A 16,384-nucleotide genomic window follows, 5' to 3' on the forward strand; every position below is an offset into this window, starting at 1 on the left:
CTCACCGTGGCCCGTGACTATTACGGCATTCTTGGCGTGGACCATAACGCCACCGATTCGGAGATCAAGAAGGCTTATCGCAAGGTCGCCCGCAAGTACCACCCGGACGTCAACCCGTCCGAGGACGCGGCGGAGAAGTTTCGGGAGGCAACCCTTGCCCAAGAGGTTCTCCTTGACCCGCAGAAGCGCCAGATTGTGGACGCCGGTGGCGACCCAGAGGAGCCGGGCTTCGGCCAGCCGGGCGGCGGCGGTGGATTCGGCACCGGCGGACTGGGCGATATCTTCGACGCCTTCTTCGGCGGTGGCGGCGGGGGAGCGGGCCAGCGCGTCCCCCGTGTGCGCCGCGGCAACGATGCGCTGCTGCGCATCTCGCTGAGCCTGGAGGAGATCTACTCCGGCATCAAGCACGAGGTCACCGTGGACACCGCGGTGCTGTGCGAGCCTTGCGAGGGGACGGGGTCGCAGTCCAAGTCTGAGCCGGTAGGCTGCCCCACCTGTCACGGGCAGGGCCAGGTCATGGAGGTTCAGAACTCCATCCTGGGCCGCGTGCAGGTCGCCCGCCCGTGCCACCGCTGCGGCGGCACCGGCGAGATTATTGAGGATCCGTGCGAGAACTGCCAGGGCGATGGCCGGGTGCGCGCTCGCCGGGACATCGCGGTGAATATCCCGGCCGGTATTTCCGACGGCATGCGCATCCGCATGACCGGTGAGGGCGAGGTCGGCCCGGGCGGCGGCCCGGCCGGTGACCTCTACATCGAGGTCCAGGCCGAGGAGCACCCGATGTTTATCCGCGAGGGCGATAACCTGCACGTCACCATCTCCGTCCCGGCAGTGGACGCCGCGCTGGGGACGAAGACCTCGCTGGAGCTGCTGGATGGCAGCAATGAGTCGGTGGAGATCCCGGCCGGCACTCAGCCGGACGAGCAGATCCGCCTGTCTGGCCAGGGCATGCCGCACCTGCGCCGCGAGGGCCACGGCAACCTGATCGTCCACGTGGACGTCACCGTGCCGACCAACCTGAGCCACAAGCAGCGGGAACTGCTGGAGCAGCTGCGCGACCACTCCAAGGAGGACGTGGCCGTGAACACGAAGGGTGGACAGCACAGCGGCCTGTTCTCCCGGCTGCGCAAGCACTTCTCCCGCGCCTAAAGCGGCGCAATAAGGCCGATAAGGCCGACCTAGCTCAAGCATCCGTGCACCGGCTCAACCAGCCGAGCCACCAGCGGAAGAAGCGGAAAGAATCTAGTGACAGAATCAGTGTTCATCCAGCCCCTGCCTCAGGGTGTCGCGGTCGGTGATTCCGTTCAGCTTACCGGGGCAGAGGCGCGGCACAGCCAGGTCAAGCGCATTGCCGACGGGGAGGCGGTCATCGTCAGTGACGGTGCCGCCACCGCTGTGCGCGGCACGTTCTCGTCTGCGGGAGTGCACGTTTCGGAGCTGCTGGAGTTGCCGCAACCCAGTCCTCGGGTGACGATCGTTCAAGCGTTGCCGAAGTCCGACCGCTCCGAGCTGGCGGTGGATCTGATGGTCCAGGCTGGGGCGGATCGCATCATCCCATGGGCGGCCAGCCGCTGCATCGCCCGCTGGGACAAGAAGGAAGATAAGGCGCTGGCTCGCTGGGAGAAAACCGCGTTCGCGGCCACCAAGCAGTCCCGTCGGCTCGTTCTTCCCGAGATCACCGGGCTGTTGCGCAATCTCACCGACCTACCGAAGCTGGTGCCGGGGCTAGCGAGCCCCGCGAGCACCGCGCGCCTCGGGATGCTTCACGAGGACGCCCGCGGCAGCTTCCGCACCTTCGTTGAGGGTGCTGCCGATGTAGAGGACATCGTCCTGGTCATCGGGCCAGAGGGCGGCATCGCTCCGGAGGAGCTGGCGACCCTCGAGGAGCTCGGCGGCCAAGCGGTCGTCCTCGGCCCCGAGGTGCTGCGCACGGCCACCGCCGGCGCGGTGGCGCTGGGTGCGATTGGCGCCCTCACGGACCGCTGGGGCGCGGTAGGATAAAGCCCATATGGTTCCTCATAATGTCCGCACCCACGGAGCCCACGCAGCGCAATCACCACGCCCGCGAGTCGCCAGCTCCACCCTCGAACTTCCCCCAGAAGCCGTGCTGGCCATCTCCGGTCCAGCAGATGAGAATCTCAGGATCGTCGAAGACGCCGTCGACGCAGACATCCTGACCAGAGGCAACCACCTGGTCTTGCGAGGCGAGGCCAGCGAGGTGAGCCGCACCCGCAAGATCCTGATGGAGATGGCCGCCATCGCTGATCACGGCCAGGCCGTCACCCCGGACGTCACTCGCCGCATCATCGAAATGCTCGACGAGCAGGGCGCGGCGCTGAACTACAAGGCTGCCCCCATCGTCAGCTACCGCGGCAAGGCGGTGCGGCCGAAGACCCTTGGCCAGGAAGAATACGTCGAGGCCATCGACAACTACTCGGTCGTCTTTGGGCTCGGCCCCGCAGGCACGGGCAAGACCTACCTGGCGATGGCCAAGGCAGTGCAAGCGCTGCAGGCCAAGGAGGTCACCCGGATCATCCTGACCCGGCCAGCAGTGGAGGCGGGGGAGAACCTCGGTTTCCTGCCCGGCACCCTGGGCGACAAGATCGACCCCTACCTGCGCCCCCTCCACGACGCGCTGCGGGAGATGGTGGACCCCGAGATCATCCCGCGACTCATGGAATCCGGCGTCATTGAGGTCGCCCCGCTGGCCTATATGCGTGGCCGCACGCTGAACAACAGCTTCGTCATCCTGGACGAGGCTCAGAACACAACGCCCGCGCAGATGAAGATGTTCCTCACCCGGCTGGGTTTCGGGTCGAAGATGGTCATCACCGGCGACCTGACCCAGGTGGACCTGCCGAAGAAACAGCGCAGCGGCCTGGCCGCCAGCCAGGAGATCCTGGATGGGGTGGACGGCATCCGGTTCGCCGAGCTCAGCAGCAACGACGTCGTCCGGCACCGCCTGGTGACCCGCATCGTGGACGCCTATGAGCGCTTCGAGGCTGAAGAGGAGCTCGCCCGCTTGGACCGTGAAGAAGAACAGGAATGGAGAACCCGCTAGTGAGCATCGAGGTTTTTAACGAATCCGGCTGGGGCGAGATCAACGAGGAAGAGCTGATCGACGTCGCCCGCTACACGCTGTGGACCATGGACGTCCACTCCAGCGCGGAGCTGTCCATCCACATCGTGGACGAGGAGACCATCGCCGACCTCCACCTGCGCTGGCTGAACCTGCCGGGTCCGACGGACGTGATGAGCTTCCCGATGGATGAGCTGACCCCGGGCTGGGGCCGCAAGGACGGCCCGCCGACCTCCCCGGCGATGCTGGGCGACATCATGCTCTGCCCGAGTTTCGCGAAGGGGCAGGCCGAGCGCGCCGGCCACTCCCTGGCCCACGAGCTGGACTTGCTGACCGTGCACGGCGTGCTGCACCTGCTGGGCTTCGACCACGTGACCCCGGAGGAGGAGCAGCAGATGTTCTCCATCCAGAACGAGGTCCTGGCGAATTGGTACGACTCCCAGGAGGAGCGCGGCGTGAAGTTCGGCCCGAAGCCAAGCGGTGCTGCAGCCTTCCCGAGCGCGGCCGACCGCGACGACACCGGCTCCGGCAGCTCCTTCAGCACAGGACCAGAAACCGAGCCGAAGTAAATGGACTCCTGGATAATAGCTGGCACTATTGGCCTGATCCTCGCGCTCGCGGTCGGCGCGATGTTCTCCCTTGCTGAGACAGCACTATCCTCGCTCTCTCCGGCGCGGGTCGAATCGCTGGTGAAGGACGAGCGCCCGGGGGCTCGCCGCTTGGCGAAGGTCATGGCCCGCCGCGCGGAGCACATCAACCTGCTCGTCCTGCTGCGCACCCTGTGCGAGGTCACGGGCACGGCGCTGATGGCCGCGGTGTTCGTCGAGGCTTTCGGCCTACACGTTTGGTCTCTGCTTGCCGCGATCCTGCTGACGGCGCTCATCAACTTCGTCGTCATCGGCGTGCTGTCTCGTACTTTGGGACGTCAAAACCCCTACTCCATCTCCCTGGCGGCGGCCCCGCTCCTGCTAGGGGTGAACCGGGTCTTCGGTTTTCTCGCCCGCGGGTTGGTGCGCGCCGGTTCGGTGCTCTCCCCGGGCCGTGGCTTTAGGGATGGCCCGTTCGCCTCGGAGATTGAGTTGCGAGAGATGGTGGACATCGCGACGGAGCGCGGGATCGTGGAGACCGACGAGCGTCGGATGATCCAGTCTGTTTTCGATCTGACGAATACGACTGCGCGCGCGGTGATGGTGCCCCGCACGGAGATGGTGTGGATCGAGGACACCAAGTCCGCCGGGCAGGCGACGAGCCTGTGCGTGCGCTCGGGGCTGTCCCGGCTTCCGGTGATCGGCGAGGACGTCGACGACATCGTCGGCATCGTCTACTTGAAGGACCTGGTCGCGCAGACGTACCACGACCAGGACGCCGGCCGTCACACCCCGGTGACCGAGGTGATGCGCAAGCCGAATTTCGTCCCCGATTCCCGGATGCTCACCGACCTGCTCGAGGACATGCAGCGGGACCAGGTGCACCTGACGATGCTGGTTGACGAGTACGGCGCGGTCGCGGGCCTGATCTCCATCGAGGACATCCTGGAGGAGATCGTCGGCGAGATCTCCGACGAGTACGACGCCGACGAGGACCTGCCGATCGAGGACCTGGGCGATGGCCGCTACCGGGTCAGCTCCCGGCTTTCCCTGGGGGAGCTGGAGGAGCTTTTCCGCGAGCAGCGCTACGAGGGCGGACACCACGGGGAGCCGAGGAACCCCTCCCGTGGCGAGCCTGGAAATGGGGAGGCAGACCACGAGGAACGCGGCGGAGAAGGCTCCTGGGAGGACCGCAGCTGGATTCCGGAGCGGGCCACGGAGATCGAATTCAGCGAGGAGCAGCACGACCAGGCCGACACCGTGGCTGGGCTGGGCGCCCTGGAGCTGGGCAAGGTGCCGATGCCGGGGGCGGAGATCACCACCGCCGGGCTGCACCTGGTCTTCGAGGGCGGTCATAACAAGAGGGGGCGCTACATCGTGAAGTCCGCGGTCGTCAGCCGGGTGGACCCGGGGGAGGAACAGCCCGATGCGGATAGCGCCGAGGCGGTGGGCCCGTCCGGTTCCGGCGAGGCTGCCCCGCGACGCGATGATTCCGCCCCGCGGCCTGCAGTAGGGCAGAATGGGGAGGGTGACTAGCGAGATGAACTTCCCCGATGAGTCGATGCTCCCCGCCGATGCCGCTGCCAACCCAACAGCAGGCAGCCCCGCTGCCGACGGTGCGGGTGCTGGGCTCGGCTTCGACACGCCCGAGGGCTTCCGCTCCGGCTTCGTGAGCTTCGTGGGCCGGCCGAATACCGGTAAATCCACGCTGACCAATGCCCTGGTTGGGGAGAAGATCGCCATCACGGCCGATCAGCCGGAAACCACCCGCCACCCGATCCGTGGGCTCGTGCATCGCCCGAAGGCCCAGATCGTCGTCGTGGACACCCCGGGCCTGCACCGGCCGCGCACACTGCTGGGCGAGCGGCTCAACGACGTGGTCAAGGAAACCTACGTGGACATGGACCTGATCTGTGTGTGCGTGCCAGCCGATGAGAAGATCGGCCCCGGCGACCGCTGGATCGTGGAGAACGTCCGCCAGGTCGCGCCCAAGGTGCCGCTGATGGGCATCGTCACCAAGACCGACAAGGTCTCCAAAGACCGGGTTGGCCAGCAGCTGCTCGGCCTGCACGCCATGCTCACCGAAGCACTCGACGACGCCGAGGTGGACGTCGTCCCACTGTCCGCCCAGGACGGATTCCAGCTGGACACCCTGGTGGACGTCATCGCCGAAAAGCTGCCCGAGGGACCGAAGTTCTACCCAGATGACCACGTCACCGACGACGACACCGAGACCCGCATCGCCGAGCTGATCCGCGAGGCCGCGCTGAGCGGACTGGAGCACGAGCTGCCGCACTCGGTGGCTGTGAAGGTCGATGAGATCCTGCCGTCCCCCACCAGGGAGGGCGTGCTGAACGTGCACGCGGTGATCTACGTGGAGCGGGAGGGCCAGAAGGCCATCCTGCGGGGCCGCAACAACCGCCGCCTGTCGCGGATCGTGCACAACTCTCGCCTCCAGATCATCGAGATGCTGGGGCAGAACATCTACCTGGACGTCCGCCTGAAGGTGGCAAAGAACTGGCAATCCGACCCGAAGGCATTGGAGCGCATGGGCTTCTAAAACCACGCCCGGCCCGGCCACTGGGCGCGTCGCGGCACACCGGCGCGATCGCGCATCCAAGGAGTACACATGGATAACCCCGAGAACCAACCTTCCGACTTCTCGCCCCGCACCCCGGGCGAGCTGACACCTGAGCAGGCCCGGCAAGCCAACGAGACCTTCCTGCAGGGCCAGGGCATGGACCACAGCGCCGGGGACCCCAGCGCCGAGGATCACGGCGCTGGGACTCGTGGTGCTGGGACTCGTGGCGTTGGGGCACACGCTGGCGTGGACGTTGCCCCACGCGCGCCATTCGCAGCGGGGTCGGCGGGCTACCCGGCGGATCAGGACCCGCAGGGTGGCAGCTTCCTCGGCGCGCTTTTCGACTTCAGCTTCCGCCGCTACGTCACCCCGAGCGTGGCCCAGGTGCTGTACATGGTGCTCTTCGTGGTCATCGGCGTGGCCGCGGGGCTGGCGCTGCTGGGTGCGGTGAGCGTGTTCTTCTCCGGTCAGCCGCTGGGCTTCAGCCTGCTGGTCTTCGTCCTGGCTGTCCCGCCGATCGTGCTGATCACGGTGGCGGTGCTGGCGCTGTCCCGCGTCTACCTCGAGGTTGCCGTGTCCCTGATCCGCACCTCCCAGTCTGTGCAGGCCATCGACGCGCGCCAGGAGCAGCGCCTGCGCGCCATGGAACAGGAGCAGAACCAGAACCCGGGACAGAACCATGGCGCGCAGAATTAACCAGCCTGCGCAACAGGGGGCCTTCCTCCGGACCCTGACGGATTTCGGCTTTGACCGCATCCTTTCCCCCGGCTTCATCCGGGTGCTCTACATCCTGGGCATCGTGATCATTCTGGTGAACGCGGTGGTTATGACCTTCGGTTCGATGATCGGGCTGAGTGGGGTGGGCATTTCCATCAACGGCTTCGATGGTTCCGAGTTCTTCACCAGCTCTCCGGAGATCAGCTTCGAGCCGAACGTGGCCAATGTTCTGGTTTCCGGCGTGCTCTACGCTGTCCTCGCCTTCATCGAGATCGCCCTGCTGCGCGTCGGCCTGGAGATGGTCGCCGCCATCGCCGCGACGGCCACGGCCTGGCAGCGGATCCGTCGCCGCTCCGACGCGCACCCCGAGCTCATCGTCTAAGTAGCTGCCTCACGCGGTAGCCTGTCAGCCATGTCATCTTTTTCGCCTCGCCCGAACTTCCGGGACGAGGCTTTCGTCTTGCGCAGCTACAAGCTGGGGGAGGCCGACCTCATCCTCGTGCTGCTGACCCGCAGTCACGGGGTGGTGCGCGCGGTCGCCAAGGGCATCCGCAAGACGAAGTCCCGCTTCGGGGCCCGCCTCGATCGTTTCTCGAAGGTCAACGTGCAGGTCTACCGGGGCCGCAGCCTGGGAAAGATCACGGACGCCGCCTCCCTGGCTAGTTACGCCGGCCCCATCGTCGCGGACGTGGACAAGTACTTCGCCGGGGCCGCGATGCTGGAGCTCGCCCAGATCCTCTCCACCGCGGAAGGGTCCTCCGAAGCCGTCTTTTCTAGCTTGGACGCAGGCCTCGCCCTGCTTGCCGGAACTGACCCAGCCACCCCAGAGCTGCCCCCAGTGAGCGTGGCCGATCGCTTCGTCCTCCACGGGCTCGCAGAAGCTGGCTGGATGCCTAGCCTCGTGGACTGCGCCCAATGCGGCCGTCCTGGGCCACACCGGGCCTTCCATCCGCGCGCCGGGGGCAGCGTGTGCGTGCTCTGCCGCCCACCGGGTTCGGCCACCCCGCCGCCCGAGGCGGTGCGCCTGCTGTGGCTGCTGGCTCACGATCGGCTGGCAGTGGCCGCCCAGGTCGCGGCCAATCCCGGCAATGTGCGGGTGGCCCACGAACTGCTGCTGGCACACGTCCGCCAGCAGCTAGAGGTCGCCTGCCCGGCCTACGCGGCCCTGTGAACCGATCGGACCCGGCCGGGAAGAATCATCCGCCAGCCGGTGGCGTCGTCCCCACAACAACGGGGTGACCGCGGGAGGGGATAACGGATCCGCGGAGCGGGGCTGGCACAATGGCTGTTGTGAAGAACGAAACCGCAACCCGAGAACAGATCGCCAGCCTGCCCACCGGGCTTGTGCCGCGGCACATCGCGCTGGTCATGGACGGCAACGGTCGCTGGGCGCAGGAGCGCGGCCTGGCACGGACCGAGGGGCACAAGCGCGGGGAGTCGGTGCTGATCAGCCTGGTGGAGGAGTGCCTGGAGCTGGGTGTCGAGGCGCTCTCCGCCTATGCTTTCTCCACGGAGAACTGGCGGCGCTCGGCCGAGGAGGTGCGCTTCCTCATGGGCTTCAACCGCGATGTGCTGCGCAAACAGCGCGATTACCTGGATTCCCTCGGGGTGCGGATCCGTTGGGTGGGCCGCCGACCGCGTCTGTGGCGCTCGGTGATTAGCGAGCTGGAGCGCGCGGAGGAGCAGACGAAGCACAACACCCGGATGACGCTGTACATGTGCATCAACTACGGCGGCCGCGCGGAGATCGCGGATGCGGCGAAGGCCCTGGTGGCGGAGGCGAATCAGGGGCGGATCAAGCCCCGGGATGTCTCGGAGAAGGATTTTTCCCGCTACCTCGACGAGCCCGACATGCCGGATGTGGACCTGTTCCTGCGCCCGTCGGGGGAGCAGCGGACCAGCAATTTTTTGATCTGGCAGTCGGCCTACGCGGAGATGGTCTACCAGCAGGTGCTCTTCCCGGACTACACCCCGGCTCACCTGCGCGGGGCGATCTGGGAGTTCGCTTCGCGGGATCGCCGTTTCGGTGGCGTGAAGTAGGATTGCTCTCTGGTTTTCTTTTCCGCTTCTCTGATTTTTTTAGGACGTCGCCGCCGCGGCGTGAGGAAGGCGTGATGGTTCGTGGTTGATCAGCCGGATCAGCGGCCCAACGAGCAGCCTGCCGAGCTGTCGGCTGAGCAACCAGTGGAGCAGCCGACCAAGAAGCAGATCGCCACGTGGCGGCGCTATCTCGCCGACGAGCGGGCGGAGGGGGCCGTCTACCGCGAGCTGGCGCGCAAGAAGACGGGGGAGGAGCGCGAGATCCTGCTCGGCCTGGCTGAGGCGGAGGCCCGGCACGAGGCCTATTGGCGCGCCCGGCTGGGCGAGTACGTTGGCCTGCCGCAGAAGGCCAGTTTCAGCACCCGGGTGCACGCCTTCTTGGCGGAGCGCTTCGGTTCGGTCTTCGTGCTTGCGCTGCTGCAGTCGGCTGAGGAACGCCGCAGCGGGGTGGCGGATATCGACGCGGCGGATTCCATCCTCGCGGACGAGGCCATTCACGCCGAGGTTGTCCGCGGTCTGGCGGCGCGTGGCCGGGCACGGATGTCGGGGGACTTCCGGGCAGCGATCTTCGGCGCCAACGACGGGCTAGTGTCGAACCTCGCGCTGGTGCTCGGCATGGTGGGTACCGGCGCCCCCTCCAACGTGGTGTTGGTGACCGGCATTGCCGGGCTGCTTGCCGGTGCGCTGTCCATGGCGGCCGGCGAATACGTTTCGGTGTCTAGCCAGCAGGAGCTGCTCGCCGCCAACGCCCCGGCGGAAGACACGGCGGGGGCGGTGCCCAAGCTGGACGTGCGGGAAAACGAGCTGGAGCTGGTCTACCGCGCCCGCGGCATGGCGCCAGAGGAGGCCCGGGCGAAGGCGCAGCGGGTCTTCGAGGAGATTCTTTCCTCCCCGGCCGTGGACGTGGGATTGACCCACGAGGATCCGGCTCACGAGTCCCCTCGTCACGGGGATTCGGCGGAGGCAGAGAAGGGGGACGAGGAGTCCACGGGCTCTCCGGTCTCCGCCGCGGTGTCGAGCTTCCTGCTGTTCTCCCTGGGCGCGATCGTGCCGGTGCTGCCGTACCTCTTTGGTGCGGAGGGGTTGAGCGCGGCGGTGATCGCCTGCGTGCTGGTGGGCCTGGCGCTGCTGCTGACCGGCGGGATCGTGGGCCTGCTCTCGGGTGCCTCCCCGGCTAAGCGCGCGTTCCGCCAGCTGGCGATCGGTGCCGGGGCCGCTGCGGTGACCTACGGGCTGGGTTCCTTCTTCGACGTCAGCGTCTAAAACTTCTAGGCCTGCTTGGCGGCGCAATCGGCGCAGAGGCCGAAGATGTCCGCGGTGTGGCCGGTCTTGCGGAATCCGTACTTCTTTGCGACGTCGCGGGCCCAATCCTCCACCGGGCCGCCGTCGATCTCCACGGTGGTGCGGCACTCGTTGCACACCAAGTGATGGTGGTGGGTGTCCATGGCGCAGTGCCGGTAGAGGGTTTCCCCGGACTCGTTGTTGAGTGTGTCGATCGCCCCCATCGCGGACATCTGCTGCAGGGTGCGGTAGACCGTGGTGAGCCCAACCTTCTCGCCGGCCGCGACGAGGCGCGCGTGGATGTCCTGGGCGCTGGCGAACTCCTCAACCTGTTCGAGCATGGCGACGACCGCCGCGCGCTGCCGGGTGTTGCGTTGACCGATGTTGATTCCGCCGGTGGAGTTCTTGCTGACCATGAATCGAAGCCTAGCCCTGCCGACGCTGATTTTCAATAAGTTGTCAATAGTGAGTCTGGGGGTGCTTCGGTGGGGAGGGGGCGCACTGAAACGCCGAATTGCCATATCGGTTAAGATGGCCTCTGGTAAGCGACTGCCCTGGTGCCCAGGAATGCACGTCGCGCAACAGTGCAAGAAATTGCAGAACAGAGTTCGTTTTTAAAGGAGAGCGTCCCAGCATGGCAGGAAAAGTAGATGCCGTTGTCAACCTCGCGAAGCGTCGCGGCCTGGTTTACCCCTGTGGTGAGATTTACGGCGGTACCCGCTCTGCGTGGGATTACGGCCCGCTGGGCGTGGAGCTCAAGGAGAACATCAAGCGCCAGTGGTGGCGTTCGATGGTGACCAGCCGCGGCGACGTCGTCGGCCTGGACAGCTCCGTCATCCTCCCGCGCCGCGTGTGGGAGGTCTCCGGTCACGTGGACGTCTTCACCGACCCACTGGTCGAGTCCCTCTACACCCACAAGCGTTACCGCGCCGACCACCTGCTGGAGGCCTACGAGGAGAAGCACGGCCACCCGCCGGCAAACGGCCTGGCCGACATCAACGACCCGGAGACCGGCCAGCCGGGCAAGTGGACCGAGCCGCGCGCCTTCTCCGGCCTGATGAAGACCTACCTGGGCCCGGTCGACGATAAGGAAGGCCTGGCCTACCTGCGTCCGGAGACCGCACAGGGTATCTTCACGCAGTTCAAGAACGTCATGAACTCCTCCCGCCAGAAGCCACCGTTCGGTATCGCCCAGATCGGTAAGTCCTTCCGCAACGAGATCACCCCGGGCAACTTCATCTTCCGTACCCGCGAGTTCGAGCAGATGGAGATGGAGTTCTTCGTCGAGCCGGGCACCGACGAGGAGTGGCAGGAGTACTGGATCGAGCAGCGCCTGAACTGGTACGTCAACCTGGGTATCGACCGCGAGAACCTGCGCCTGCGCGAGCACACCGAGGACGAGCTGTCCCACTACGCCAAGCGCACCGTGGACGTCGAGTACGCCTTCCACTTCACCGGCTCCAAGTGGGGCGAGCTCGAGGGTGTCGCCAACCGCACGGACTACGACCTGAAGACCCACTCCGAGGGTTCCGGCGAGGATCTGTCCTACTACGACCAGCAGAAGGAAGAGCGCTGGATCCCGTACGTCATCGAGCCGGCCGCCGGCCTGGGCCGCTCCCTGATGGCCTTCCTCGTCGACGCCTACACCGAGGAGGAGGTGCCGAACGCTAAGGGCGGCACCGACACCCGCACCGTCCTGAAGCTGGACCCGCGCCTGTCCCCGGTGAAGGTCGCCGTCTTGCCGCTGTCGAAGAAGGAGACCCTGACCCCGACGGCGGAGAAGATCGCTGACAAGCTGCGCGGTCTGTGGAACATCGACTACGACACCTCCGGTGCCATCGGCCGCCGTTACCGTCGTCAGGACGAGATCGGCACCCCGTACTGCGTGACCGTTGACTTCGACACCCTGGAAGACAACGCCGTCACCGTCCGCGAGCGCGACACGATGGAGCAGGAGCGCGTCGCCATCGACGAGCTCGAGGGCTACCTCGCACAGCGCCTGGCTGGCTGCTAATGAACAGCGACATCCGATGGGGCGTGCCCAGCGACGGGCACACCTTCCCGATCTACGCCGGCCCGGCGGATGACATGGACCGCATCGCGGAGTTCGCCGACGAGCGCGGGGTACAACATATCCGCTTCGGCGGCGACACCTGGCGGCTCACCGCCGACGAGGGACCGGAGGCACAGGCGGAGACCCCGACGGGCACCTGGACGGCGAAGGGGAACAGCGATAAGTTCCACACCGCGGACCGGGTGACCATCAACGCGGACCGCCACGAAATCGGAATCATTGCTGAATCCCGACGCAACTTCGTCCTCGACATCGATGGCGAGAAGGCGGGGCAGTACAGTTCCGACAACCGGGGCCTGCGCAACCTCCACGTGGAGTTCGAAGGGCCGGGGGAGAAGCTGCCGCTGGATGTCCAGGTCTTCGTATCCTGGGTTGCCCGGCGTACCCTGGAAACTCGAGTGGTTCGAACCACGGGGATGTTGACGATGGCGCTGGCCATTTGCGTGGTCATCGCGATTGTCGTCTGGTTCACCACCTAGCCGAAGAATAAAATTCTTAAGGAGCATCATCAATGCCAAGTGGTCGCAAACTCATCCGTAAAGCGGTGAAGTACGGGGCACTGGCCGCCTCTGCCGTTGCGGCGGTGGACATCATCCAGCCAAAGCACGCTATTCGCCGTAACTACCCGGTCCTGGGCCGCGCCCGCTGGATGATGGAATCCATCCGCCCGGAGATCCAGCAGTACTTCGTCGAGTCCAACACCGACGGCCGCCCGTTCGACCGCGTGACCCGCACGATGGTCTACCAGAACGCGAAGAACATCCCGGCGGAGGAGGCCTTCGGTACCCAGCGCGACCTCTTTGTGCCGGGCCGCGACCACCTGCTGCACTCCACCCACCCGGTGCCGGCCCGCACCGATGCGCCACTCGTGCGCCTCGGCGGCCCGGAGTGCACCCAGCCCTATGACATCTCCCTGTTCAACATCTCCTCGATGTCCTTCGGCTCCCTGTCTGCCAACGCTGTGCTCGCCATGAACAAGGGCGCGGCGATGGGCGGATTCATCCAGGAGACCGGCGAGGGTGGGCTGACCAAGTACCACCTGGAGTACGGCGCGGACCTGATCTGGGAGATCGGCTCCAGCTACTTCGGCTGCCGCACCGAGGACGGCCACTTCGACCCGGAGCAGTTCCGCGTCAAGGCGAACTACCCAGAGGTCAAGGGCATCCTCATCAAGCTCAGCCAAGGCGCGAAGCCGGGCATGGGCGGCATGCTGCCGGGCCACAAGGTCACCGCGGAGATCGCCGAGGCCCGTGGCATCGAGGAGGGGCAGGACTGCCTCTCCCCGGCGTGGCACTCCGAGTTCGACACCCCGCTGGAGCTGATGCACTTCGTCAAGAAGCTGCGCCGCCTGGCCAATGGCAAGCCGGTGGGTATCAAGTTCTGCGTGGGTTCCCGCCACGAGGTGCTCTCCCTGTGTAAGGCGATGCTCAAGGCGAAGACCGCGCCGGATTGGATCACCGTCGACGGTGCCGAGGGCGGCACGGGCGCGGCCCCGCTGGAGTTCCTGGACCGCGTGGGCACCCCGCTGACCGAGGGCCTGATGATCGTCCACAATGCCCTGGTGGGCACGGGTCTGCGCGACCAGGTCGCCGTCGGCGCGGCCGGCAAGGTCGTCGGTGGCGCGGACATCATCCGCCGCCTCGCGATCGGCGCGGACTTCACGATGTCCGCCCGCGGCATGATGATGGCCGCAGGCTGCATCCAGGCCAAGAAGTGCCACGACAATACCTGCCCGACTGGTGTGGCCACCCAGAACCCGTGGCTCTCCCGCGGCCTGGACGTGGACAGCAAGGCCGAGCGTGTGGCGAACTACCACCGCAATACGCTGAAGTCCACCACTCGCATTCTGGGAGCCATGGGTCTGCATGACGTCAGCCAGCTGGGACCCGGCCACCTGGTGCGCCGCGTGGACCAGACCCAGGCCCGCCCGTACGAGGATCTTTACCCGTGGCTCGAGCCGGGCAGCCTGCTGGAAGGCAAGGCTCCGGACGACTGGCAGCGTGACTACGACCGCGCGACTTACGACCAGTACTCGATGCTGCCGCCGGTGCAGGGCCGTGTGCGCCGCCCGGGGCACCACTTCTTCGCCGAGGGCAACATCGGCAGCGTCTAGGGGTTAAACGCCCCGTGGGCTGGGGTGGTTCTGCCGGTGCGGGGCACCTGGTAACGACCTCCCACGGGGACGGAGACAGGACTAACGGAGCGCGAGATGCAGCGGTATCAGTACACGGAGCACGACTGCGCGCGCCGTCATGCCGTCGCACCGAAGACCCTGGGGCTGGAGGGATCGGTCCCGGATGGCCGGGAGGATTTCGACCGCGACCGGGCGCGCGTCCTGCACTCCGCGGCGCTGCGCCGCTTGGCCGATAAGACGCAGGTCGTGGGACCGGGGTCGGGGGACACTCCGCGCACCCGGCTCACACACTCCCTGGAGGTCGCCCAGATTGCCCGCGGCATCGGCAAGACCCTGGGCGCGGACCCCGACCTCGCGGACTTGGCGGGGCTGAGCCACGACATCGGCCACCCGCCCTATGGCCACAACGGCGAGCGCGCCCTGGACGAGGCCGCGGCCAGCATCGGCGGCTTCGAAGGTAACGCGCAGACCCTGCGCATCCTGGCTCGCCTGGAGCCGAAGACCCTTGGGGAGGACGGCACCTCCTATGGTCTGAACCTCACCCGCGCCGCCCTGGATGCGGCCTGCAAATACCCCTGGGGGCCGACCGCCCCGGATGGCACCCCGCGCCGCAAGTACAGTGCCTACGAGTCCGACCTGCACATCCTGGAGTGGATCCGTCAGGGCGCGCCCGAAGGGGAGCAGTGCCTGGAGGCACAGATCATGGACTGGTCGGACGATGTTGCTTACTCCGTCCACGACGTCGAGGATGGCATGCTCTCCGGTCGCATCACCCTGGGTGTGCTGTGGGACCTGGTGGAGCTGGCAGCACTCGCGGACAAGGGAGCCCACCACTTCGGCGGGGAACCCGAGGAGTTGCTGGAAGCGGCGGACCGGTTGCGGCAGATGCCGGTGGTCTCCCGGGCCGCGGACTTCCGCCACAGCCTGCAGGACTTGGTCGCGCTGAAATCGATGACTTCGGAGTTGGTCAGCCGCTTTGTGACGGCCGTGGTTACCGCGACCCGTCGGGAGTACGGCACCGGACCGCTGGGCCGCTATGCGGCGAACCTCGTCATTCCCGCGGAGGTTAAGGCCGAGGTCACGCTGCTGAAGTCCATCGCCGTGCTCTATGTGATGGACGAGAAGCTGCACCTGGCGGAGCAGGATCGCCAGCGGGAGCGCATCTTCCGCGTCACGGAGTTCCTGGCCCGTGGCGGTGCCGGGGCGCTGGATCCGGTCTTCCGGCTCTGGTACGAGAACGCGGCCACGGAGGTGGAGCGTCGACGTGTGGTCATCGACCAGGTCGCCTCGCTCACCGAATCCCGGCTGGAGCGCTTGGACGCCTCCGCTGCCGGTATCAGCGCGGCGTGGGCATAGTATTTTCTTCGCGTTAATCCTCGGCGTCGGGGATCTCGCAGAAGCTTTCGAAGTGGTCGGAGGTGTAGTACCAGACCTCAGGGTCGGTCTCTGTGCCACCGCCGACGACGAGGCGGCGCTCGCCCCGGTGATTCAGGCCCGGGGTTTTGACGGTGTACTCGCGGTAGTAGCTGGACTTCTCCTTCGGCAGGAGGCCCTCGTAATTGCCGAAGTGCTTGCCGTCGTGCGGGCCGTCGTCGGAAGGGGCGCCGGTGAGGATGTCCTCGATCTGCTCCCGGGCCTCCTCCGGCAGGGTGTCCACCGCGCACTCGGAATCAGCAGCGCTATCCGCGCCCGGGTTCTGCTGGGCAGCGTTGGAGGACTGCCCGGACTGGGAGCTGCCACCCTGGCCGCCGCCGGCGTTATCGTCATCGCCGAAGAGACCGAGTTGGCTCGCCCCGGCCAGCGCCAGGGCGACGACCACGCCGCCGACCGTTCCGTACTTACCAGCTTTAGGACCGTTGTTCTTCTGCGCCATAACAGCCAGTTATACCGG

The 16,384-nt window shown here is 66.6% G+C and carries 17 protein-coding genes; 15 read left to right on the top strand and 2 right to left on the bottom strand.

From position 1 onward, the window contains the following. Window positions 1-6: 6 nt before the first annotated feature. From dnaJ to HMPREF3088_RS00770, 11 genes are all read left to right on the top strand, one after another. Window positions 7-1,149 (top strand): molecular chaperone DnaJ, encoded by a 1,143-nt coding sequence (gene dnaJ / locus HMPREF3088_RS00720; RefSeq protein ID WP_070757644.1) that lies wholly within the window; start codon window positions 7-9, stop codon window positions 1,147-1,149. Window positions 1,150-1,245: 96 nt separating this feature from the next. Continuing rightward, complete coding sequence (locus tag HMPREF3088_RS00725) at window positions 1,246-2,001, top strand: 16S rRNA (uracil(1498)-N(3))-methyltransferase (protein WP_070757646.1); 756 nt, start codon at window positions 1,246-1,248, stop codon at window positions 1,999-2,001. Window positions 2,002-2,008: 7 nt separating this feature from the next. Then, window positions 2,009-3,061 (top strand): PhoH family protein, encoded by a 1,053-nt coding sequence (locus tag HMPREF3088_RS00730; protein ID WP_070757648.1) that lies wholly within the window; start codon window positions 2,009-2,011, stop codon window positions 3,059-3,061. Next, window positions 3,061-3,648: an rRNA maturation RNase YbeY gene (gene ybeY / locus HMPREF3088_RS00735; RefSeq protein ID WP_210398558.1), complete on the top strand. Its 588-nt coding sequence runs from the start codon at window positions 3,061-3,063 to the stop codon at window positions 3,646-3,648. Before HMPREF3088_RS00730 ends, ybeY begins: the two co-directional genes overlap by 1 nt. Continuing rightward, entirely contained in the window at window positions 3,649-5,202 is a 1,554-nt protein-coding gene (locus tag HMPREF3088_RS00740) for a hemolysin family protein (RefSeq protein ID WP_070757652.1), read from the top strand. Window positions 5,203-5,227: 25 nt separating this feature from the next. Continuing rightward, window positions 5,228-6,226: a GTPase Era gene (era, locus tag HMPREF3088_RS00745; RefSeq protein WP_371441278.1), complete on the top strand. Its 999-nt coding sequence runs from the start codon at window positions 5,228-5,230 to the stop codon at window positions 6,224-6,226. Between the two features lie 69 nt (window positions 6,227-6,295). After that, window positions 6,296-6,943 (top strand): DUF4282 domain-containing protein, encoded by a 648-nt coding sequence (locus tag HMPREF3088_RS00750; protein WP_070757656.1) that lies wholly within the window; start codon window positions 6,296-6,298, stop codon window positions 6,941-6,943. After that, window positions 6,927-7,346, top strand: coding sequence for a DUF4282 domain-containing protein (locus tag HMPREF3088_RS00755; protein WP_070757658.1), 420 nt, complete (start codon window positions 6,927-6,929; stop codon window positions 7,344-7,346). The genes HMPREF3088_RS00750 and HMPREF3088_RS00755 overlap by 17 nt, the downstream gene beginning before the upstream one ends. Before the next feature lie 30 nt (window positions 7,347-7,376). After that, on the top strand, window positions 7,377-8,135 hold the full coding sequence (gene recO / locus HMPREF3088_RS00760; protein WP_015381768.1) for a DNA repair protein RecO: 759 nt from the start codon (window positions 7,377-7,379) through the stop codon (window positions 8,133-8,135). Between the two features lie 110 nt (window positions 8,136-8,245). Beyond that, window positions 8,246-9,004: an isoprenyl transferase gene (locus HMPREF3088_RS00765; protein ID WP_012360574.1), complete on the top strand. Its 759-nt coding sequence runs from the start codon at window positions 8,246-8,248 to the stop codon at window positions 9,002-9,004. Window positions 9,005-9,085: 81 nt separating this feature from the next. Further along, complete coding sequence (locus HMPREF3088_RS00770) at window positions 9,086-10,267, top strand: VIT1/CCC1 transporter family protein (RefSeq protein ID WP_070757660.1); 1,182 nt, start codon at window positions 9,086-9,088, stop codon at window positions 10,265-10,267. 5 nt (window positions 10,268-10,272) lie between these two features. On the opposite strand, the gene HMPREF3088_RS00775 is transcribed toward HMPREF3088_RS00770, so the two are convergent. Further along, a complete protein-coding gene (locus tag HMPREF3088_RS00775; RefSeq protein ID WP_070757662.1) occupies window positions 10,273-10,806 on the bottom strand; it encodes a Fur family transcriptional regulator in 534 nt (177 codons plus the stop codon). A 113-nt stretch (window positions 10,807-10,919) separates the two neighbouring features. Between HMPREF3088_RS00775 and HMPREF3088_RS00780 the strand changes: the two genes are divergently transcribed. From HMPREF3088_RS00780 to HMPREF3088_RS00795, 4 genes are all read left to right on the top strand, one after another. Beyond that, window positions 10,920-12,299, top strand: a complete 1,380-nt coding sequence (locus tag HMPREF3088_RS00780; protein WP_070757664.1) for a glycine--tRNA ligase — start codon at window positions 10,920-10,922, stop codon at window positions 12,297-12,299. Further along, window positions 12,299-12,838 carry a hypothetical protein gene (locus HMPREF3088_RS00785; protein WP_070757666.1) on the top strand — a complete coding sequence of 180 codons (540 nt, stop codon included), beginning with the start codon at window positions 12,299-12,301 and terminating at the stop codon, window positions 12,836-12,838. The genes HMPREF3088_RS00780 and HMPREF3088_RS00785 overlap by 1 nt, the downstream gene beginning before the upstream one ends. Before the next feature lie 32 nt (window positions 12,839-12,870). Next, the gene (locus HMPREF3088_RS00790) at window positions 12,871-14,472 is read left to right on the top strand and encodes an FMN-binding glutamate synthase family protein (RefSeq protein ID WP_070757668.1); all 1,602 of its coding nucleotides are present in this window, start codon (window positions 12,871-12,873) and stop codon (window positions 14,470-14,472) included. Window positions 14,473-14,568: 96 nt separating this feature from the next. Next, window positions 14,569-15,849 carry a deoxyguanosinetriphosphate triphosphohydrolase gene (locus HMPREF3088_RS00795; RefSeq protein WP_070757670.1) on the top strand — a complete coding sequence of 427 codons (1,281 nt, stop codon included), beginning with the start codon at window positions 14,569-14,571 and terminating at the stop codon, window positions 15,847-15,849. A gap of 13 nt (window positions 15,850-15,862) precedes the next feature. On the opposite strand, the gene HMPREF3088_RS00800 is transcribed toward HMPREF3088_RS00795, so the two are convergent. After that, window positions 15,863-16,366 carry a guanyl-specific ribonuclease gene (locus HMPREF3088_RS00800; RefSeq protein WP_070757672.1) on the bottom strand — a complete coding sequence of 168 codons (504 nt, stop codon included), beginning with the start codon at window positions 16,364-16,366 and terminating at the stop codon, window positions 15,863-15,865. Window positions 16,367-16,384: the final 18 nt, after the last annotated feature.

The organism is Corynebacterium sp. HMSC22B11 (genome assembly GCF_001815965.1).
GTDB lineage: Bacteria > Actinomycetota > Actinomycetes > Mycobacteriales > Mycobacteriaceae > Corynebacterium.